The organism is Marinobacter sp., from assembly GCF_034669625.1.
GTDB lineage: Bacteria > Pseudomonadota > Gammaproteobacteria > Pseudomonadales > Oleiphilaceae > Marinobacter.
Window position 1 is genome coordinate 143624 of record NZ_JAXMOY010000007.1, and the last position, 20467, is coordinate 164090.

Consider the following 20467-nt stretch of genomic DNA (forward strand, 5'->3'; position numbering starts at 1 on the left):
CTGTTGTTTGGTTGTTGGTAGCCTGTGTTTCCGTTATAGCGCGATGGTTTCATGTGCGAATTGGCACCTGAGCCCGAGCCGCGCCATATTTTGAGTCAAGCGCTGTGCTCCTGACCTATTGTATAACAATCGCACCAAGCGATAGCTTGAGTATAGAGTGAAACCGAAGAGTAACGTAATTTTTTGTAATCGTGCGGGGTGGTTAGATTATGGAGACGGTACTCTGACTCTGGCACAATGCGGGACTCGCAATAACAAGACAATCATCGGGGAACTTCAGGTTTGAGCCAAGAGCAATCGCATTTAATGCTGCCTTCGGATTCGGCCTGGCTGGCTTTGGAACAGCCGGATAACCCCATGACCATCACCGTCATGCTCCGGGTTGACGGCCTCACGGCCAGTCGCTTCCGGGAGTTTTTGAATGTGTATTGGGCGTCTTGGCAGCGCTTTCATTATCGTCCCGTCTGGCGCGCACCTGCTTGGTATTGGCAGGCTGACCCCACCTTCAACTGCGCTCGTCATTTGGATGTGGTGCAGGATCGGTTTAACCAAACCGAGCTAAAGCACTGGGTTTCTACCCGCTTGAATGATCCTTTGCCTTTGTATCGACCCCTCTGGAAGTTCTGGCTGGCACCGAACGCAGAAGGTGGGGCGGCGCTGTTACTGAGAATTCACCATTGCTACGCCGATGGCCTGTCACTCTTGGGGGTTTTTGATCAATTGTGTCCGTCTTCTCCGAGACAGTACCCTGCCTTATACGGTGCTCCGGAGCTGCCAAAGCTAGGTCAGTGGATGGAAACAGCCCAGCAATGGCTGGGTTCCATGTTGCCCCAGTCAGGAGCCGCCGACATGCCTGGCGGAGGCGCCGGCTCGGCGCAAAAGCAGGTGAGCAAGGCGGTGCATAACGGTGCACGCATTGTGCACAAGATCAGTGAGTTTTTGATCGAACAAGAAGAAACCCCCTCTGACCTCAAACAACCATTACTTGGGCGCCGCAGCTGCAGTTGGTCGGCGCCGGTTGAACTGGAGCGCTTCCGAAAGATCGCCAAAGCCACCCATACGACCATCAACGATGTGTTGTTGGCTTGCGTGGCTGCCGCTGTTCGCCCCAAGCTCGGTATGACCCCGGAACAGCTCAACGACGCGGTGATGCACGCAGCGGTGCCTGTGGATATTCGCGTTCAGATGCCCAAAGGTATAAAGCCGGAAGCCGGTGAGCTCGGCAATTGCTTCGGAACGGTCTTCGTGCCGCTGCCCGTGGACGGGGAAAGCGCTCCGGAGCGCCTGTTCCGCGTAAAGCATGAAACCCGAAAACTTAAGAAAAGCATTCAGCCGGGTCTTTCCTGGGGGCTGACCGCTTGTGCTCCGTTGTTGCCGGAAGTCGGTAGAAAACCGCTGGCCGATTTGTTCTTCCGCAAAGCCTCGGCGGTGGTTTCCAATGTGCGAGGCACGCCGGAAACTCGGTATCTGGCCGGTTGCGCCATTAAAGAGCAGATGTTCTGGGTGCCCCAGGCCGGCGATATCGGCTTGGGTGTGAGCGTTGTCAGTTACGCGGATCAGGTGCAGTTTGGTGTGGTGGCCGATGAGGCTGTTCTGATGGCACCTGATGAGTTTTTAGACGATTGCCTGTCTGAATTGGCGCAACTTTCGGGCGAGTCGTAAGTCGAAAGTTCCATATTTCATGCCTCCCAAATGAGCAGGCAACCTGCTCTCACGAACAATATTCTCTGACTTTCCATTCCCTGACTATGGTCCTCAGGCGCGCAATTGTGCCTGGAGCTGCTGTTCCGTGCGGCGGCTCCTGATCCCAGATTTCAAACAATAACCGGGGGATGTATGAACAATAAGATGAGAAAGTCAGGGTTGTTACTTGCGGTAGCCGCAGTGATGGGAGGGAGCGCAGGGGCTCAGGCCGCCGTTGAGATCTACAATCAGGATGGAACCGCTTTTTCCGCAGATGGTTATTTCAATGCTTTTTATGTGAATCGTGATGACAAGGTCGGCGATGTTCGCAATTCCGATGTCAAAATGGGTTTTCTGCCCAACACCATCGGCTTCAACTTCAGTAAAGAAGTAGGAGATCTGACTCTTGGTGGCCGTTCTTCATTCTGGAGCACCATTAACGACAGTCTGCAGTCGCCTACCGACACCAGTATTGACGTGCGCCAGCTCTACGCCACGGTCGACGGTGACTTTGGTCAGGTACTGATCGGTAAGGATTTTGGGTTGTATGCCCGTTCCAACATTTTCCTTGATGAATTACTGATGGGGTTTGGTTCTCCCGGCGCGGCGACGGGGGTCTCCTTCGGTAATATCCGCACCGGTTATCCCTATCCAAACCCTTCGGCGCAGATTACCTATCGATCACCGGACTTGGGTGGCTTGAAGGTGGCTACGGGTATCTTTGAACCGGCCAATACAACCGGCGCGGGCTCTGAACAATCGCTTCCTCGTTTTGAAGCAGAGGTTACCTACAGTGTTGATGTTGAAGGGCTGGCTCTGACCGGCTGGTTAAATGGTCGTCACCAGAGCTCAGAGAATGCAACAACGGAAATTGACAGTCGGGGCGTCGGTTATGGTCTGAAAGCCGCGGTAGCGGGTTTCTCGGTGACTGCGTCCGGTTTTAAATCGGAAGGGGATGTGCCGGTGTTGATCAGCGACTCCGCTCTGGCGTCAGAAGACGATGCGGATGGTTACTTGCTACAGGGTTCTTACACGCTGGGCGCGAACCGGTTTGTGGTGTCTTATGGCGAAACGGATTCGGAACAGGGCGATTTTGACACCGAGAACACCTCGTTTGCCGTGTTCCACGACGTCAACAGCAGCTTCAAGCTGGTGGCCGAATACAACCTGTTTGAGCAGAAAACCAAGTCATCGGATGTCACTGTCGTCGATACTGACACCCTGGCTGTGGGCGCAATTGTAACCTTCTGATCCGCCCGGCCGGTGCCAGTTCTGGCACCGGCACCCGCCTGTTTTTCCGACTAAAGTGCCGGTTTTCTTGTGCCGAAACCAGGCTGTGTCACCGGTCATTGATTTTTGGGGTTAATAATCAATGGGTTATCACCGTTTTGGCGAACCAATAAAAAGCACTGAAGTCGAATTTCCCTGTTCTGGCAACGGCGTAGAATCGGAGCAATCTCCCCGTTGCCCAAGGGCCCTTTCAATGCACGCAGACAATCAGGAACCGGCGGTTCGAACCGCCAGCGTCAGCATACGGGAACCAGAGCTTGCCGCTGCGCATCTTGCCGAGCAGCTTCAGCATGCAAACCTCGGGTGCGTGCTGTTCTTTTGCTCTGTTGAATTTGATCTGGAACGTCTTGGGCCTGCGATTCAAGCGGCGTTTCCGGATGCGCGTGTTTACGGCTGTACGTCTGCGGGAGAGATCACCGAGCAGGGGTATGACCGGGGTTGCATCAGCGCGCTGGGGTTTGATGCCCGTTACTTTGCCATTGATTGCGCGCTGATCGATGAATTTGACGGTTTCACGCTGCAGAACGCACAGAGCGTGATTGACCGGTTGCTTAATACTTGTCGTGAAGCCCGCTTGGCGCCCGTAAAAGGCAATACCTTCGCGATAACCATGCTTGATGGCCTTTCGAGTCGGGAAGAGCTGGTCCTGGCAACCCTGAATGCGGCTTTGGGTTCGATACCCCAGTTCGGTGGTTCTGCCGGAGACGATGAACGCCTGGCTGGTACCCATGTGTTTTTCGACGGGCGCTTTCACAGCAGTGCGGCAACGGTGATGCTGGTGAATACGCCGCTGGATTTTCGAGTGTTTTCGACGCACCACATGCAGGAACAGGCGGATAAGCTTGTGGTAACCCGGGCTTGCCCAGAGACCCGTACCGTCTTTGAGTTGAACGCGGAGCCTGCTGCAGAGGTATACGCTCGCACCGTCGGTGTTCCCGTTGCTCAACTGGACCGGAAGGTGTTTGCGTTGCAGCCCTTGGGGGTAAAGGTCGGGGGTAATTATTTTGTCCGTTCGATACAGCGAGTGAACCCGGATGGCAGCCTCACGTTTTATTGTGCGGTTGAGACCGGCATTGTGATGACCGCCATGAATCCGGGGTCTTTGCTTGAGAGTGTGCGGGCGCAGCTTGATGCCTCCGAGCGGGTGGTCGGTAAGCCTTTGGTGACACTTGCCTGTGACTGTTTTTTACGGCGTCTGGAAGCCGAGCTGACCGAGCAGTCGGATGCCGTCTCGGCGTTTCTGAGGGAACATAAGGTGGTTGGTTTTAACTCCTACGGGGAGCAGTTCAACGGAATGCACATAAACCAGACTTTTACGGGGGTGGTCATTGGTCAGCCTGACTTCCCCGGATAGTGTGAACGGGCAGCCCCTGCCGGATGATAAAGACCGCCGGATTGCCGAGCTGGAAGCGGAGAATCAGCGGCTTCGAAGCATCCGCGATGCCCTGATTGTTCGCGTGGAATCCGGTGCCGGGCACAAGCCTGCGCCTTATGCAGCGTTTGAGCACTCGGTCATTCTTGCCGAGCAGGTGCGGGAACGAACCGAAGCCCTGAATCTGGCCATGGATGAGCTTAAAGCGAGTCATAAAGCGCTGAGCCGGGCTCGGGAAGAGGATGAAACCTCGAGGCAGCGGCTGAGCGATGCCATTGAGAACATTGCCGATGGCTTCGTACTGTTTGACTGTGATCATCGCCTGATTCAAACCAACAGCCGTTTTCGGAGTTACTGGCGCCATGCCCGTGTGTCTGTGCCGAAAGCGGGCACTCATATCGATGCGGTAAAAGCTCTGGCCGAGAGTTCCGGTTTGATTGTGGAAGAGCATCGTCAGGAGGATGCTGAGGGGGTACTTTTCCTGCTCTCCAACGGCCGCTGGGTGCAGATGACCGAACGAGCTACCCGTGAGGGGGGCTTGGTGGTGTTGTACTCCGACATTACCGACGTCAAAAACAGTGAAATGACCCGACGCATCAAGGCACTCGAAGCAAGCGAGCGCTGGATACGGGTGGTTACCGATCATGTGCCGGCGTTGATAGCCTATGTCGGGGCAGATCTCAGGGTTCAGTTTTGCAACAAGGTCTATCAGGCCTGGTACGGCCGCAACGGGGTGTCGCCTTTGGGGAAACACCTCGAGGAAGTGCATTCTGACGAGTTTTATCAGCGCCTGCTGCCTCAGATTATGGAAGTGCTGGACGGGCACAGCGTGAACTTCGAATTTGAGGAAGCGGGCGAGCACGGAGAGCAACGCTTTATGTTGCGATCTTATGTGCCTAATCGTGATTGCACCGGCGCGGTGACTGGTTTCTTTGTCTTGATTCGGGATATTACCGATCGGCGCAAGACCTCGATTGCTTTGGAGCAGGCTTACGATGATCTGGATCACCGGGTTCGAGAGCGCACTGCGGCGCTGACCGGCTTGAACCAGCAACTTCGAGAAGAAATTGCCGAGCGTTCCGCGGTGGAAGCCAGGCTGCGGGAAGCTAAGCAAGAAGCCGAACAGGCGAACCTGTCCAAAACCAAATTTCTGGCCGCGGTTAGCCATGACCTGCTGCAACCGCTGAATGCCGCCCGGTTGTTCACCAGTGCTTTATTGGAACACAGTTTCGGGCCGAAAGCCGAAGGGTTGGTACGCTCGGTCAGCACCTCTCTGGACGATGTCGAAAACCTGCTGGGTACGTTGGTGGATATCTCGAAGCTGGATGCTGGGGTAATTACACCGGATGTCACCGCCTTTGATCTCCGCGATCTACTCAACAACATTGCCCGTGAATTCCGGCAAATGGCTTCAGCCGAGAGGCTGCAGTTGGATTTTGTGCCCAGCTCTGCGGTGGTGCGATCCGATTCCCAATTGCTGGCCCGCATCCTCCGGAATTTCCTGACCAATGCCATTCGCTACACGGGCCAAGGCAGAATTCTGCTGGGTTGCCGTCGTCAGGGAGACCATGTGCTGCTGCAGGTGTGGGACTCTGGCCCAGGCATTCCCGCCGACAAGCTCACCGAGATCTTTCAGGAGTTCAAACGGATTCGTCCCAATGGCGCACCCGCCGACAAAGGCTTGGGGCTTGGCTTGGCTATCGTGGACAAGATTGCCCGTATGCTCGGCCACGAGGTCTCAGTGTCGTCGGTGGAAGGCAAGGGCTCGGTGTTCACGGTGCGGGTGCCTGTCGGTGAACGCCGGCACAGGCTGCCAGCTTCGCCAAGGCCTCAGCCAGTGGTGCACGACAGCGGCCTGGTCGGCGCCAGAGTTTGGGTGATCGATAACGATCTGGCTATCTGCCAAGGCATGAAAACCCTGCTCGAAGGCTGGGGCTGCCAAGTAATTACCGCGGTATCCGCCGACGATCTGGAAACACAGGTGGACGTCGCGGATGCCCCGGTAGACTTGGTGCTGGCGGACTATCATTTGGATAACGATGATAACGGCGTGGATGCCGTTGCCGTGATTAATGGCCAGCGCTCACAACCTGCGCCGGTGTTGATGATCACTGCGAACTACAGCAATGAACTGAAACAGCACATTCGTGAGCTGGGTTATCTATTGATGAACAAGCCGGTAAAACCCTTGAAGCTGCGGAGTGTGCTCAACCATGTTATTCGCCGTTGAGCACAACCGCCGGCGGGTAAGGCTGGCCGCCTTCAGCGTTTGAGGTACTGGCTGAAGTCCACATCGCCTGCCGACAGGATGGCCTGTACCCGGTTATGAACGCCGAGCTTTCTCAGAATTGCAGATACATGCGCCTTAACGGTGGTTTCTGCGATGTTGAGGTTATAGGCAATCTGCTTGTTGGATTCGCCCTTGGCCATGCGCTCCAGTACCAGCAGCTGGCGGCGAGTGAGGGAGTTCAGCAGTTCCGGTGAAATCAAGTTCTCCTCGCTGCGGGTGCGCCGCTGCGTGCTTTCCTTGCCGGTACGAATGATGTCTGAAGGTAGATAGACATTACCATTCAATATCTGCTGGATGGCTTCCGTCATCTGGGGGCGGGGAGACGATTTGGTAATAAAACCGACCGCGCCATAAGTGATCGCCTGAAGCACCACTTGCTTGTCTTCTTCCGCAGAGACAATCACCACCGGAATGGTGGGTGCCTCGTTGCGCAGTGTGATCAGCCCATTCAAGCCGTGCATGCCCGGCATGTTCAGATCGAGCAGAATCAAGTCCAGATCGTCATTCTCTCGGGTGATTTCGAGGGCGCTGTCCAGATCCGCGGTTTCAAGGATCTCGCTGCCTTCAAAGCCAGACGCGATGACACTGCTGATGGCTTCCCGGAACAGCGGGTGGTCGTCGGCAATCAGAATCTTGTAAGCCGGCTCCATGGGCGGTTCTACCTGTTTGTTTTCATTATGAGGGATGGCTTCCGAATTATGATAACGGTTTTCGGAAGAGAGTGCGGCATCGAGCTTGTTCAGCATGGCGGCCTCCGTTACAGAGAATCGCCGGAGAGGGTGTCGATTCACTGTTTATTATTGTGATGGTGTCATTACACGCCATCTGCGCCTTGGGTTGAATGCGACCATCGCACCAAAAAACAAGCACTAAAGTACTATGCTTTTGAGGCCTTCGGCGTTGGCGTCGCGCAGGTAGAAGTCTGTCTTCTATAACCCGGATTTGACCAAGTTTTGGGCTTTTGTCCGATCAAGTTGATTTGGTGCCCAGTATTTTGGTGCGATGGGGCCGGAATCCTGCGGTCGCCAGTAACGTCAGAACGACGGTGACAGCGGTTGTGATGCCGAAGGCCATGGGGTTCCATTCCAAATAGAGTGAAAACCGGATGGCTTCTACGGCGTGGGTAAACGGATTGAACTGGCAGATCCAGTAAAGCCAAGGGCTTGCTTCGTTCATACGCCACAACGGGTATAGTGCCGAGGACATAAAGAACATCGGAAAAATGACAAAGTTCATTACCCCGGCGAAGTTCTCCAGCTGCTTGACCCACGTGGCGATCAGCAACCCAAAGGCACCGAGCATCAGGCTGCTGAGAATCAGAGCGGGTAACACAGTCAGATAGCCCCACAGCGGAGGCTCGACATCCACCAGAAGTGCCAGCAACAGGAACACATAGACCTGTCCGATCGACACTACCCCCATGGCCAGTAGTTTGGTGACCAGTAGGAATGGCCGTGGCATAGGGCTCATCAACAATACCCGCATGCTGCCCAATTCCCGGTCGTAGACCATCGATAAGGCCCCTTGCATGCTATTGAACAGAATGATCATGCCGCAGAGGCCAGGGGCGATATAGGTTTCGTAGGTAATGTAGGTCTGGTAGGGCGGAATGATGGAAATGCCCAGTACCGCGCGGAAGCCGGCGGCGAACACCACCAGCCAGAGCAGTGGCCGCACCAGCGCACTAGTGAAGCGAGTGCGTTGTTGCCAGAATCGCAGCCATTCTCGGGCCTGAATGCCGATAAAACAGCGCCAATAATGAGCGGCTTTCATGGTTATCCGGCTCCTGTCAGGGCGTGGAAAGTTTCCGCCAGATTCGAGGTGCCCTCGGCTTTGCAGATGGTGTGGCCAGGGCCATTGGCCAGCAGCCGGCCCTGATGCAAAATCAGCACCTGATCGTCTTGGCGGACCTCTTCTATCAGATGAGTCGCCCAGAGCACCGTCAGGCCATCCTGTTCACAGAGGGTTCGGACATGGTTATTAATGGCTTTGCGGCTGGCGACATCCAGACCGACGGTGGGCTCGTCGAGTAACAGCAAGGAAGGCTGGTGTAGCAGCGCGCGGGCAATTTCCACTCGCCGGCGATGGCCTCCATTGAGGGTGCGCACGGTGTCGTTGGCCCGGTCTTGCAGGCCGGCACGTTCCAGTTCAAGTTCTGCTTGCGCGCGTGCTTCCTTGCGGGACAGGCCGTGTAGCGCGGCATGATAGTGCAGGTTCTGGCTCACGGTCAGGTCTAAGTCCAGAGCATTCTGCTGGAACACCACGCCAATCTGGCGCATGGCATCGGCCGGCTGTTTCTGCAGGGATTGCCCGGCTAAGCGTACATCCCCCTGGTGCAGTGCCAAAAGCCGGGTGAGCAGTCCAAAAAGTGTCGATTTACCGGCACCATTGGGGCCTAACAGAGCATGAAAGCGGCCAGAGGTCAGTGTGAAACTGACCTCATCGAGCACCGTCTTGTCTCCGTAGCGAAAGCTGAGATTAATGGCCTCGACAGTCATGAATTCGGGTCGACCACCACACCCCAGGGGTAGCGGCCTACTTTAATGGATTTGATGACTTTCAGCGTATCGACATCGATGACTGACACATCACCTGAGACACCGTTGGTGGTGTAGAGGCGTTTCTCGTCCTTGTCCAGATCCAGTTGCCATACCCGGCTGCCGACCAGCAGATAGTCCAGAACCTCGTAAGTGTTGGCATCCACTACCGCAACGTGATTCGAAGGCCCCAGAGCGACGAAGGCATACTCGCCGTTGGACGTGAGCTCAATGCCAACCGGCTGAACGCGATCCGGGCTGACCCCGGGCACCTTGAACGACAACTCATGGGTTTGTTCCAGCTTATCTACATCTATGATGTGAACCGTCCCGCCGATTTCAGCCGAGGCCCAAGCGATTTTGCTGTCTTTGCTGAACTCCACATGGCGCGGGCGCTGGCCAATGACGATGTTTTTCTCAATCTCAAAGGTTTCGGTGTTGATCCAGTGCAGCATGCTGGAGGTCTCGGAGGTGTTCACAGCCCATTTGCCATTTGGGCTAACCGCCATGCCTTCGGGTTCGATGCCAACATCAATCTGCGCTAGAACATCTTTGGTCTCAACATCCACGACCGTCACGATGGCATCATCTTCATTGGCGATGTAGAGATGTTTGTTGTTGGGGTGCAATGAAAATTGCTCAGGGTCTTCTCCGGAGGGCAAGGTATCGATGATCTTGCGGGTAGCCAGGTCGAAGACTTGCACCGTGTCATCATCACTGGCGCAGATATAGAGTTTGCTGGAGTCCTTGGACAGCAGTATGCCGCGGGGCCGCTGGCCGACATCGATAGTGTCTACGACCTCAAGAGTTTCGGTATCAATGATTGAAAGGGTGTTGTCTTTCTCGTTGGAAACGTAAGCCAGACTGGCCAGAGCGGGTGTTGATAGTCCGATCATGGCTGCCAGTATTGTTTGAGTAAACGCGGTTCTCATGGGTAACTCCTTGTTGTTGTGATAGCTGCCGCCGGTGCGGTCAGTTGTTGATCCGGCATTTGCTTTCTGGCTTGTCGTAACCAAGGGTGTCGAGCTCGCTGGTCGGGTGCAGGTAACCTTCGAATGGCGCCTGGGCCACTAAACCCCGTGGGTGTACCAGAGGAATGGGTTGGCGCAGCTGTCCGTTCCAGTCCCGGAAGCTGAGCTTCCGGCCTTTGAAGCCGGCAAGATCGAAATCATCGCTGAACAGTAAGGTCCTGATGGCTTGGGCTTCTGCACTGCTGATGGCGGTCACTGCGGTACCAATGGCGCGAACAGCGGCCCAGGCCGCGTAGTCTTCGCTGGTCATGTCACGTCCGGAAAGATCGGTAAAGCGGCTCTGCAATTGGGCCGCGCCCCAGCTCTCAACCACCCTGTGCCACGCAACCGGCATCATGCCCTGAGTGCCGACAACCGGGCGTGGTAGCCAGGTATTGAAGGGAATGTATTCGCCAAAGTCGCCCCGGACATCGGCCACGACGACGGCATCGTAGTCGCTCGCTTGGGTGAATAAAGGCAGCTCCTTTGATGCGGTCCGGCGCAGGTCGGCATCGAAGGTCCAGGGTTTGTCTTTTACAATGTCCAGACCATAGCGCAGGCTGGCACGGCGAAAGGCGGCGGCCCAGGCCTGATCTTCCTCTGTCGGGCCGGTAATGAGGAAGACCTCTTGCCAGCGTCGTTGCCTTAACCACTGACCGAGGGCATCAGCCAGCATGGCGTGGCTGGGCATGGTGTGTAGCAGATTGGCATGGCAGGTGAGGGTTCGGAGGCTGTCGTCCTTTGCTCCCGCGTTGAATAACAGCGTGTCGTCGTCAGCGTGTTCGCTGATGTTGCCCAGGACCGTTCGGGGAACGCGGGTAACGAACAGATCGATGTCGGTGTTTTGAAGTTCGGTAAAGGCGATCAGGGCAGACTCTTCGGAGTCAACCACACGGGTCTCCAGCGTGTAGTTATGGCCCAGAAATTTCCCGGTTGTATTGTTGTCTTTTACTGCCAGTTCCGCGCCGATGGCGCCGGCATTTTCCGGTTCCGGTATGACATTGGAGAGCACCGGCCCCTGATCCGGAACGAACTGGATATAACCGATACGAATGTCCAGAGCAGCGGCAGGCGTAGCGACTGCCAGTGCGCCCGCCAGAGTGCCGATTGAGAAGGCTTTTATCAGGCTGTGTCGGTTTAAGCCGTTCATGGGTTTCTCCCGGATCTTGTTTTGTTTCCAGCTTATGAGAGGGAAATCGTCCCGGAAATATTCATAAAGTAGGAAAGTGCCGGTACTAAAGAACTATTCCTGTGAAATCTGGCCGGATTAGGATGAGTGTGAAGCTCTTCAATACCGCCAAATGGATAAGAATATGACTGCCTACCGGAAAATTTCCTTGCTGATGTTGGTCGTTTTCCTGTTGGTTTATTCGGTGGGGGGATGGTTCTATACGGTGCAGGCGAGGGCGGATATTGAGCGGGAACTGGTTTCTGTCATGGAACTGGCGAGTAGTTTGCCGGCTCCAGCCCAGTTAGCGCCTGAATTGGTTCGTGAAATACGGCACCTTCGACCGGTTACTGTCGGTGGTCAGGAGGTCGAGCTCTCTGGTGACGTGCCGGCATGGTTTGCCCGTTTGTTGGCCGGCGATCTCCATCTCCCGACGACCAACGGCTGGCAACTTGCGCCCTCGGACGAGGTCGGCGAGATCTGGGAAAGTTTCGTTCTGATCTCCTGTGCCTTTCTCTTGGGTATGTTGCTGTGCTTTGCCGCGTTAGGTTGGGCCGTCAGGCAAGGACTGCGGCCTTTGGCAGAACTGGGTCAGGCCATGGTGGCGATTGAGAATGGGCAATTGACCTCGCGGCTGAAGCGGCACGAGCTGCAGGAAGTGAATGATCTGGTGTCGCGCTTCAATTCCATGGCGGAAGCTCTGGAGCAAGAACAGAACACCGTTCGGGAGTTGATGACCGAGCTGCTGCAGGTTCAGGACCGTGAGCGGGAGCATATTGCGCGGGTATTGCATGACGACCTGGGGCAGTACGTAACCGGCATCCGTGCTCAAGCGCGTGCCTGGCTCTATGACCCGGAGCTCAATAGTGAACAGAAAAAACAGGCGAGCGAGCTGGGGCAGCATTGCGAAACAGTGCAGAAGCATTTTCGCCATTTGTTGCAGGACCTGCACCCACTGGTGATGGAGCAACTGGGGTTAGGGGCGGCCATCCGGCACCTGACTGAACGATGGCAACAACTAAGCCGGTTGAACTGTGACCTGACGGTGGATGACGGTTTGCCGGCTCTGACCGGTGAACAGCAGACGCATTTATACCGTTTCTTACAGGAAGCGTTGAACAACATATCCCGTCATGCCAAAGCCACGAGGGTGTCCCTGACAGTGTCCCGATCAAACGGCGCACTTGAAGTGGAGGTCTGTGATAACGGTCAGGGGGTTGGTGAGCATGCCGGCTCAAAGGGGTTAGGCGTGCGTTCTATGCGAGAGCGGGCTCGCTGTTTGCGAGGCCAGATGAAGCTGCTTAGTCAACCGGGCAAAGGCACTCGAGTCTTACTGGTGATGCCGGAGGTTAATGTATGAAATTGATGATTGTGGATGATCACCAGGTGGTTCGGCAGGGCATCGCCAATCTGTTGCGAAATCTTTTACCGGCGGTGGCCATCACCGAGCTGGATGCCGGGCTGGATGCCATTGCTCGGTATGGCAGCGTACAGCCTGATGTGCTGCTGCTGGATATGGGCTTGCCGGATGTCTCCGGTCTGGAGGTGGCTCGCCGGATTCGTCAGCGTTGGCGGGGCGCGGCAATTTTGTTCTTTACCATGCATGATGAGCTGCCCATGGTCAGGCAGGCGCTGGAAGTGGGCGGCATGGGCTTTGTTTCCAAGAACTGCGCGCCGGAGGAGCTGGCCGAGGCAGTGCGTTGGGTGGCCGCGGGGAAACCCTACATTGAACACCCTATAGCAACCCGGCTGGCGTTAAATCAAGAGCGCCCCGTGGATCATCGTCTTCGGGACATGACTCAGCGTGAGATGGAAGTTCTGCTCATGTTTGCCCGTGGAGACTCAGTGTCGAAAATGGCAGAGCGCTTGTGCATCAGTAATAAAACCGTGTCCAATCATCTGGCACTACTGAAAAGCAAATTGCAGGTGGAATCGTCGATTGAGCTGGTGCATCTGGCGGTGGATGCCGGGTTGTTGCGTTTAGGGCAGGAGGGTCGCGCCGGGCGAGCCTGAATCGGCCTCGCCCGCTTCTGTTCGTTTACCAGTCATGTGGGCAATCTGTGCAGCCCTCCATGAAGGTGCCTTCGAAAGTGGCAAAATGAATTCTCGCCCCGGATAACCGTGCTCCGGCCAGATTAGCGTGCCCGAATTTAGCCTCCTGAAGATCCGACCCGGTCAAGTCCGCACCTTGTAGATTGGCTTTCGGGAGCCACGCTATTTCGAAGCTGCTAAACGGCGCTTTGGTCTCGATGAGCGTTGCTCCGGAGAAGCGGGAAAATGCAAAGTTGGCGCCTGACAGATCCGAACCACTAAAGTCGGCGCCTTGGGCAAACAGGTACTCTCCCTGTAGTCCGGGTAATGTTGCATTGCGTGCTTTTGCACCTCGTATCGACGCGCGGTAAAGCTGGAGTCGGTAGCCAGTTGCGCCGTCCAGGTTGGCGCCGTCCAGGTTGGCTCCCCGGAGATTTGTGTGGCTGAGATTGGCACCTTGTAGATTGACTCCCCGAAAATCTGCAGAGCGGAGGTCCATGTGCGACAAGTCTGCGCCCTGAAGATCCGCTTTCGGGCAGACGGTTTCTGTCTGCAGTTTGCAGTCGTTAATAACAGGAACGGTGTCTAAATGAGCCATGTCATCTGTGGCCGTGGCCGGAAAAGCTGCGATAGCCAACAGGGTTGCTGAGATCAGTGTTTTCATATTGAGCGCTCTTTGCCATGCATAACGAGGCACCACAAAGGCCCGGCATGGCCGAGCCTTTGTGGTAGCGAACATCAGTTTGAAGCCTGGGCCCAAGAGGGAAGTTTGAACACCCAGAACGATCCGCCTTGGGAGATCGGCTTGGTCAGTTCCGCCATGTCACCACCCCACAAAGGAACGGCTCCGCCGTAGCCCGAGGTCACGCCGATGTACTGCTCACCGTCCATTTCCCAGGTGATGGGTGGGGAAATGATTCCCGAGCCAGTCTGGAACTTCCAGAGTTCCTCACCGGTTTCGGCGTCAAAGGCTTTCAGGTATCCGTTACCTGTGCCGGTAAAGACCAGTCCGCCTTTAGTGGCCAGTACGCCTGCCCACAACGGCATTTTTTCCTTATGCTCCCATTCAATCTCGCCGGTGAGCGGATTCATTGCTCTCAGAATGCCGACGTGGTCATCGTACATACGCTTAATGCGGAAACCCTGACCCAGGTATGCGGCGCCCTTCTTGTAGCTGACTTCTTCGGTCCAGTAGTCTTCTTTCCAGTGATTGGCGGGAATGTAGAACAGGCCGGTATCCTGGCTGTACGCCATTGGATTCCAGTTTTTGCCGCCCAGGAAGGGAGGTGACACTTCGATGGATTCACCCCGGGTTTCGCCTTCTGCAACGGGTGGTGGACGTTGACCTTCAGCCTCGATTGGGCGGCCGCTCTTGTCGATACCTTTCGCCCAAGTGATGTTGTCTACAAACGGAAAGCCCTTCTTGAACTCGCCGTTGGTGCGGTCCACCACGTAGAAGAAGCCGTTTCGGTCCGCGTGAGCCGTTGCTGCAACGCTTTCACCGTCTTCCGTGTATTCGAAGAGTACCAGCTCGTTGTTGCCGGAGAAGTCCCAGGCATCGTTCGGGGTGTGCTGATAGAACCACTTCACTTCGCCGGTCGACGGGTCTACACCGACTTGCCCGGAGGTATACAGGTTGTCGTAGTCTGCAGGATCGCCACCGGGGGATGTTCTGGCCCAGGTATTCCAGGGGGCCGGGTTACCCGCACCCACGATGATGGTATTGGTTGCCGAATCAAAACTGGCACTTTGCCAAGGTGCACCGCCGCCATGGCTCCAGGCTTCGACTTTGCCGGTCGGGTGGTTTGGATCATCAGGCCAGCTGGGGGCTCTGGGGTCGCCGGTTGGCGTGCTTTTCTCACCATTCAGTCGACCGTAATGGCCTTCAACAAAGGGCCGCATCCAGACTTCCTCGCCGGTGTCCGGGTCACGGGCAAACAGTTTGCCTACGACACCAAACTCATCGCCTGAGGAGCCGTGAATCAGCAAAACCTTGCCGGATTTTTGATCTTTGACCAGCGTCGGGGCGCCGGTCATGGTGTAGCCTGCCTCGTGATCGGCGAACTTCTTGCGCCAGACGATTTTCCCCGTGTCTTTGTTGAGTGCCACGATGCCTGCATCGAGCGTACCGAAGAACACTTTATCGCCAAAGATGGCTGCGCCTCGGTTGACCACGTCACAGCAGGGGCGAATGCCCTCTGGAAGGCGGTGGTTATATTCCCAGAGTCTTTCGCCGGTTCTGGCGTCGAGGGCGTACAGGCGCGAATAGGAACCGGTCACATAGATTACGCCATCATGCAGCAGTGCCTGGGATTCCTGCCCCCGTTGCTTCTCGTCCCCGAAAGAGAACGACCAAGCGGGAACCAGCCTTTCCACATTGTCCTTGTTGATGGTGGTCATTGGGCTGTAGCGCTGGGCCTTTGGCCCGATGCCGTATCCGAGAACATCCTGGGTGGTTTCGGCATCGTTGACGATATCTTCCCAAGTAACCTCTTTTGCCTGTGCGGTCACGCTGAACGCACCTGCGGTGCCAATGGCGAGAGCCAAGCTGATGCCCCTGATCAGCGGGTGTTTGCGACGATTCATATTCGTTCCCCATGATTGTTGTTGTGAACAGCACGGTCTGTGCGCTGACGTTCCGAGTATTGGCAAGTGGGGGGCAGTTGAGCGACGGAAAAAGTCAGATGGAAGTCGGGAAAATAGGCGGAAAAGTCGGGAAAAGTTCCCGAAAAGCCGGTTTGTTGTTGAGAAGTGGCGTTTTTTTGTTCGCTTTTAAGGGGGGGTGTGCTTTCGCTCTTGCTCGGACCGCGTACTACCAAGGAACTAGGCCTAAACCCCCAAAGTGGAATAGGGAACCGAGACGCAGATTCTTAGACTGTCTGGCAGCGAGTTGGTAAACGACAAATCCAATAGCCAACGTAGGGGCAACCAAACAGAGGTAGTAACAATGACAATGCCGCGTTTAATCACATCGTTTATTGCCACCGTGCTGGCAGGTGCTGCTGGTTTGGCCATGGCTCATGGCAACGTGACACCGCAGCCGGTAAATACTGGCAACTTGCCGGCGCTCGGTGACGAAATTTATATGGAAAATCCGTTCCGTGAAGGTAACGAGCTGGGCGAGTTTCAGGGCGAAGCCGTGAAGATCGGTGAGAGTGCCTACGCAGGTAACTGTGCCAGTTGCCACGGTATTCGTGCCATGTCCGGCGGGTTGACCCCGGATTTGCGGGAGCTGACCGAGTGGGACGATGAGTACTACATCACCCGGGTGCGTAACGGCACAGATCGGGGCATGCCATCCTGGAAGAAAAGTATGGATCAGAGCGCAATGTGGGCCATCCGGACCTATGTTGAGTCTCTGCCCAAGCCTGAGTAATACCATGACTTTCGAATCGCTCTGAACAGAGCCGGCCTTGTGCCGGCTCTTGGTCGTTGGGGGAAACCAATAATGAAAATAATCCTTACGTTTGTGATCACTTTTCTGTTGTCGCTGGCCGCTTGGGGGCAGGAGGTCGACGATGGCGATGAACTGCTGAACCGGCCATCCGATCGTACTTACGACATTATTCTGGAGTCGGGTTATCTGAAAGTCGGGGTGTATCGGGATTTTCCGCCCTACTCCTATGAGCAGGATGGCGAACCCCGCGGTATTGATGTTGAACTCGGCAAACTGATCGCAAAAGAAATGGGGGTGGAGTTTCGTGTGCACTGGATCATCCCTGACGAAGAACTGGGGGATGATCTTCGGAACAACGTGTGGAAGGGGCATTATCTGGATAAGCAGCGCCTGGCCGATGTGATGATGCGCGTGCCCTACGACAAACAATATGCCTACATGCAGGACTCCACCGGAGAATATATTAACGAGCAGGTGGTGCTGTTTGGGCCCTATCAGCAGGAGACCTGGCAGATAGCATATGACCCGGCAATGCTTGATGCCGTGGATACGGTCGCGGTGTTCCAGTACCACGCTATCGGTGTCGAGATTGATACCCTGCCGGACTTTTATTTCAGTTCGGCGCTGGGCGGTCGCATGCGTAACCAGGTGCGCCACTACCCCAACGTTAAGGCTGCGTTTGAAGCTATGCGTCAGGGCGAAGTCCGTGCGGTCATGGGGATGCGGGCAGAGATTCACCATGAGCTGGCACAGCCTGAGAACGAAGGATTTGTGGCCGCTCAGAATGGCTTCCCCGGTCTTGTTAAGCAGGTTTGGGATGTGGGAATGGCGATCAAACACACCCATCGGCAGCTTGGCTATGCGATCGAGGCCATAGTGAATCGATTGGTAACCGAGGGAGCCCTGAACGACCTGTTCGGTGGCATGGACTTGGCGTACAGCGTGCCGGGCTACTACCGGAGTTTTCTGAGCGAGGAAGCGGTCGCTCGTGCCGAAGGGCAGGAATAAAGGCGGTCGTACTACCAAGTGATGAGAAAACCTGTCCGTGGGGGTAATTGTTGATCTTGCGGTCTTTGCGAAAAATCAGTTCAGGGTCGGGAAAACTTCCCGGTTCGGCTCACAACTGACAACAACAGAGTAGGAGAGCGCAACCATGAGATCGAACAAATTCGGGATTCGCATTGCGGCCAGCGCATTGGCGTTGGCTGTGTCATGCGGCGCCCACGCGGTGACAGACGCAGACATTTTGAGAGATGCCGAGACCACTGATGATATCGTCAGCTACGGTATGGGCTTGCAAGGTCAACGGTTCAGCCCCCTGACTGATCTGAACACAGACAACGTGAAGCACCTGCAGCCCGTGTGGGGTTTTGCTTTTGGCGGGGAGAAAATGAGGGGCCAGGAAGCCCAGCCCATGATCAAAGACGGCGTGATGTATGTAACCGCCTCTTATTCTAGGGTTTATGCGATTGATGTGAAAACCGGCGAGGAAATCTGGCAGTACGATGCCCGTTTGCCAGATGGCATCATGCCGTGCTGCGATGTGGTGAACCGGGGTGTGGCACTGTATGACGACAAGGTGATCTTCGGCACCCTGGATGCAAAGCTCGTGGCCTTGAACAAAGACACCGGCAAGCCTATGTGGATTAAAAAAGTGGCAGATTACCAGGCCGGTTACGCCATTACCGCGGCGCCTTTGATTGTTAAGGGCAAGTTGATCACGGGTGTGTCGGGTGGTGAATTCGGGATTGTCGGCAAGGTCGAAGCCTATGACGCCAATACCGGTGATTTGGTGTGGACTCGCCCCACGGTCGAGGGCCATATGGGGTATGTCTACCGGGATGGCAAGAAAATAGAGAATGGCATTTCCGGTGGCAAGGCAGGGCAAACCTGGCCGGGTGATATGTGGAAAAATGGCGGCGCAGCAACCTGGTTGGGCGGCACCTACGATGAAGAAACCGATTCGCTGTTCTTTGGTACCGGCAACCCCGCGCCCTGGAACTCCCACCTGCGTCCGGGCGATAACCTGTTCTCCGCCTCCCGTTTGGCCATCGATCCCGACGATGGAAGCATCAAATGGCACTTCCAGACCACGCCCCACGATGGCTGGGATTACGATGGTGTAAACGAACTGATCTCGTTTGATCTGAAGGAAAACGGTAAGACCATCAAGGCCGCTGCAACCGCAGACCGTAATGGTTTCTTCTACGTGCTCAATCGCGAGAATGGCGGTTTTATCCGTGGATTTCCGTTTGTGGACAAAATTACTTGGGCGGAAGGTTTGGACCCAGACACCGGTCGACCCATCTATGCGGAGAATGGTCGCCCCGGTGATCCATCCGAGGCCGAAGCTGGTAAAGGCGAAACCGTCGTTGCTCAGCCTGCTTTCCTGGGCGGAAAGAACTGGATGCCCATGGCTTACAGCCCTGAAACCGAACTGTTCTACGTACCGTCGAACGAGTGGTCTATGGACATCTGGAACGAGCCGGTTTCCTATAAAAAAGGCGCGGCCTTTCTGGGAGCAGGCTTTACCATCAAGCCTACTAACGACGAGTATATTGGCGTGCTCCGGGCGATGGACCCGAAAACCGGTGAGGAAGTCTGGCGTTACGAGAACCCGGCCCCATTGTGGGGTGGCGTAATGACCACCGCCGGTAATCTGGTCTTCACCGGCACCCCGGAAGGCTACCTGAAAGCCTTTGATGCCAAAACCGGCGAGGAGCTGTACAAGTTCAATACCGGTTCTGGGGTTGTTGGTACGCCAGTGACCTGGACTATGGATGGCGAACAGTACGTCTCTGTTCTCTCCGGCTGGGGTGGTGCCGTACCGCTGTGGGGTGGCGAAGTCGCCAAGGTGGTCAAGAACTTCAATCAAGGTGGTCTGGTCTGGACTTTCAAGCTGCCGAAAGATCGAGTGGCGGCCAATTGATCTGAGTTTTGTGTCTCTTTGGGCCGCCTTCGTGCGGCCCTTTTTTTAGCCGCCGAAACCATCTGCTTCAGAACATCTACTACCAAGGTACCAGCCGTTCCCCTCTAACGAATCATTCACGGATCAGAGTGTCACGACTACATTGAACAGGTAAGCGTGAACAGCTTTGCTACTAAGCGACAAACACAACAAAAGAGGTCAACGTCATGATCTACGCACAACCCGGTAAAGAAGGCTCCGTTGTTTCATTCAAGTCCCGCTATGGAAATTACATCGGCGGTGAATTTGTAGCTCCGGTGAAAGGTCAGTACTTTGAGAACATCACACCTGTCACCGGCGAAGTTTTCTGCGAAGTGGCGCGTTCTGGCGCCGAAGATATTGAGCTGGCTTTGGATGCTGCGCACAAGGCTGCGCCGGCCTGGGGCAAGACCTCACCCACCGAGCGCTCCAATATTCTGCTGAAAATCGCTGACCGTATTGAAGCCAACCTTGAAGCCCTCGCGGTCGCAGAAACCTGGGATAACGGTAAGGCGATTCGTGAAACCCTGAATGCCGATATTCCTCTGGCCGCGGACCACTTCCGTTACTTCGCCGGCTGTCTGCGGGCTCAGGAAGGCCACATGGGGGAGATCGACCACAACACCGTGGCTTATCATTTCCACGAGCCGCTGGGTGTGGTTGGACAGATCATTCCCTGGAACTTCCCGCTGCTGATGGCCGCCTGGAAACTGGGTCCGTGCCTGGCTGCAGGTAACTGCAC

17 protein-coding genes are annotated in these 20467 nt (G+C 55.6%); 10 read left to right on the forward strand and 7 right to left on the reverse strand.

The window, feature by feature from the left end:
• Positions 1–282 precede the first annotated feature (282 nt).
• The 4 genes from VOI14_RS08720 (at position 283) to VOI14_RS08735 (ending at position 6575) form a co-directional block, all read left to right on the forward strand.
• On the forward strand, positions 283–1662 hold the full coding sequence (locus tag VOI14_RS08720) for a WS/DGAT domain-containing protein (protein WP_323751653.1): 1380 nt from the start codon (positions 283–285) through the stop codon (positions 1660–1662).
• 174 nt (positions 1663–1836) lie between these two features.
• Positions 1837–2934, forward strand: a complete 1098-nt coding sequence (locus VOI14_RS08725) for a porin (protein ID WP_323751654.1) — start codon at positions 1837–1839, stop codon at positions 2932–2934.
• A 232-nt stretch (positions 2935–3166) separates the two neighbouring features.
• Positions 3167–4327 (forward strand): nitric oxide-sensing protein NosP, encoded by a 1161-nt coding sequence (gene nosP / locus VOI14_RS08730; protein ID WP_416361399.1) that lies wholly within the window; start codon positions 3167–3169, stop codon positions 4325–4327.
• Positions 4302–6575: a NahK/ErcS family hybrid sensor histidine kinase/response regulator gene (locus VOI14_RS08735; protein WP_416361400.1), complete on the forward strand. Its 2274-nt coding sequence runs from the start codon at positions 4302–4304 to the stop codon at positions 6573–6575. Before nosP ends, VOI14_RS08735 begins: the two co-directional genes overlap by 26 nt.
• 32 nt (positions 6576–6607) lie before the next feature.
• Here VOI14_RS08735 and VOI14_RS08740 read toward each other — a convergent pair whose 3' ends face one another.
• From VOI14_RS08740 to VOI14_RS08760, 5 genes are all read right to left on the reverse strand, one after another.
• Positions 6608–7285 (reverse strand): response regulator, encoded by a 678-nt coding sequence (locus VOI14_RS08740; RefSeq protein WP_133007681.1) that lies wholly within the window; start codon positions 7283–7285, stop codon positions 6608–6610.
• 319 nt (positions 7286–7604) lie between these two features.
• Entirely contained in the window at positions 7605–8408 is an 804-nt protein-coding gene (locus VOI14_RS08745; RefSeq protein ID WP_323751656.1) for an ABC transporter permease, read from the reverse strand.
• A 2-nt stretch (positions 8409–8410) separates the two neighbouring features.
• Positions 8411–9133 carry an ABC transporter ATP-binding protein gene (locus VOI14_RS08750; RefSeq protein ID WP_323751657.1) on the reverse strand — a complete coding sequence of 241 codons (723 nt, stop codon included), beginning with the start codon at positions 9131–9133 and terminating at the stop codon, positions 8411–8413.
• Positions 9130–10104 carry a YVTN family beta-propeller repeat protein gene (locus VOI14_RS08755; protein ID WP_323751658.1) on the reverse strand — a complete coding sequence of 325 codons (975 nt, stop codon included), beginning with the start codon at positions 10102–10104 and terminating at the stop codon, positions 9130–9132. The genes VOI14_RS08750 and VOI14_RS08755 overlap by 4 nt, the downstream gene beginning before the upstream one ends.
• Positions 10105–10144: 40 nt before the next feature.
• Positions 10145–11332: an ABC transporter substrate-binding protein gene (locus VOI14_RS08760; protein WP_323751659.1), complete on the reverse strand. Its 1188-nt coding sequence runs from the start codon at positions 11330–11332 to the stop codon at positions 10145–10147.
• A gap of 163 nt (positions 11333–11495) precedes the next feature.
• On the opposite strand from VOI14_RS08760, the gene VOI14_RS08765 reads away from it, so the two are divergent.
• Together VOI14_RS08765 and VOI14_RS08770 are read left to right on the forward strand one after the other, a co-directional pair.
• Positions 11496–12710 (forward strand): ATP-binding protein, encoded by a 1215-nt coding sequence (locus tag VOI14_RS08765; protein WP_323751660.1) that lies wholly within the window; start codon positions 11496–11498, stop codon positions 12708–12710.
• Complete coding sequence (locus tag VOI14_RS08770; protein WP_323751661.1) at positions 12707–13363, forward strand: response regulator transcription factor; 657 nt, start codon at positions 12707–12709, stop codon at positions 13361–13363. The genes VOI14_RS08765 and VOI14_RS08770 overlap by 4 nt, the downstream gene beginning before the upstream one ends.
• A 25-nt stretch (positions 13364–13388) precedes the next feature.
• On the opposite strand, the gene VOI14_RS08775 is transcribed toward VOI14_RS08770, so the two are convergent.
• Both VOI14_RS08775 and VOI14_RS08780 read right to left on the reverse strand, forming a co-directional pair.
• Positions 13389–14045, reverse strand: a complete 657-nt coding sequence (locus tag VOI14_RS08775) for a pentapeptide repeat-containing protein (protein ID WP_323751662.1) — start codon at positions 14043–14045, stop codon at positions 13389–13391.
• A 74-nt stretch (positions 14046–14119) separates the two neighbouring features.
• Positions 14120–15967 carry a methanol/ethanol family PQQ-dependent dehydrogenase gene (locus tag VOI14_RS08780; RefSeq protein ID WP_323751663.1) on the reverse strand — a complete coding sequence of 616 codons (1848 nt, stop codon included), beginning with the start codon at positions 15965–15967 and terminating at the stop codon, positions 14120–14122.
• Between the two features lie 361 nt (positions 15968–16328).
• Here VOI14_RS08780 and pedF point away from each other — a divergent pair, with 361 nt between their 5' ends.
• From pedF to VOI14_RS08800, 4 genes are all read left to right on the forward strand, one after another.
• Positions 16329–16757, forward strand: coding sequence for a cytochrome c-550 PedF (gene pedF, locus VOI14_RS08785; RefSeq protein ID WP_416361401.1), 429 nt, complete (start codon positions 16329–16331; stop codon positions 16755–16757).
• A gap of 72 nt (positions 16758–16829) precedes the next feature.
• Positions 16830–17786: a substrate-binding periplasmic protein gene (locus VOI14_RS08790; protein ID WP_323751664.1), complete on the forward strand. Its 957-nt coding sequence runs from the start codon at positions 16830–16832 to the stop codon at positions 17784–17786.
• Between the two features lie 145 nt (positions 17787–17931).
• Positions 17932–19707 (forward strand): PQQ-dependent methanol/ethanol family dehydrogenase, encoded by a 1776-nt coding sequence (locus tag VOI14_RS08795; RefSeq protein WP_323751665.1) that lies wholly within the window; start codon positions 17932–17934, stop codon positions 19705–19707.
• A gap of 206 nt (positions 19708–19913) precedes the next feature.
• A partial coding sequence (locus VOI14_RS08800; RefSeq protein WP_323751666.1) for an aldehyde dehydrogenase family protein occupies positions 19914–20467 on the forward strand: 554 nt, incomplete at its 3' end.

Coding starts and splice junctions, on each gene's coding strand:
- VOI14_RS08725 (WP_323751654.1), top strand. CDS start 1,837: ATGAACAATAAGATGAGAAAGTCAGGGTTGTTACTTGCGGTAGCCGCA.
- nosP (WP_416361399.1), top strand. CDS start 3,167: ATGCACGCAGACAATCAGGAACCGGCGGTTCGAACCGCCAGCGTCAGC.
- VOI14_RS08740 (WP_133007681.1), bottom strand. CDS start 7,285: ATGGAGCCGGCTTACAAGATTCTGATTGCCGACGACCACCCGCTGTTC.
- VOI14_RS08745 (WP_323751656.1), bottom strand. CDS start 8,408: ATGAAAGCCGCTCATTATTGGCGCTGTTTTATCGGCATTCAGGCCCGA.
- VOI14_RS08750 (WP_323751657.1), bottom strand. CDS start 9,133: ATGACTGTCGAGGCCATTAATCTCAGCTTTCGCTACGGAGACAAGACG.
- VOI14_RS08755 (WP_323751658.1), bottom strand. CDS start 10,104: ATGAGAACCGCGTTTACTCAAACAATACTGGCAGCCATGATCGGACTA.
- VOI14_RS08760 (WP_323751659.1), bottom strand. CDS start 11,332: ATGAACGGCTTAAACCGACACAGCCTGATAAAAGCCTTCTCAATCGGC.
- VOI14_RS08765 (WP_323751660.1), top strand. CDS start 11,496: ATGACTGCCTACCGGAAAATTTCCTTGCTGATGTTGGTCGTTTTCCTG.
- VOI14_RS08770 (WP_323751661.1), top strand. CDS start 12,707: ATGAAATTGATGATTGTGGATGATCACCAGGTGGTTCGGCAGGGCATC.
- VOI14_RS08775 (WP_323751662.1), bottom strand. CDS start 14,045: ATGAAAACACTGATCTCAGCAACCCTGTTGGCTATCGCAGCTTTTCCG.
- VOI14_RS08780 (WP_323751663.1), bottom strand. CDS start 15,967: ATGAATCGTCGCAAACACCCGCTGATCAGGGGCATCAGCTTGGCTCTC.
- pedF (WP_416361401.1), top strand. CDS start 16,329: ATGACAATGCCGCGTTTAATCACATCGTTTATTGCCACCGTGCTGGCA.
- VOI14_RS08790 (WP_323751664.1), top strand. CDS start 16,830: ATGAAAATAATCCTTACGTTTGTGATCACTTTTCTGTTGTCGCTGGCC.
- VOI14_RS08795 (WP_323751665.1), top strand. CDS start 17,932: ATGAGATCGAACAAATTCGGGATTCGCATTGCGGCCAGCGCATTGGCG.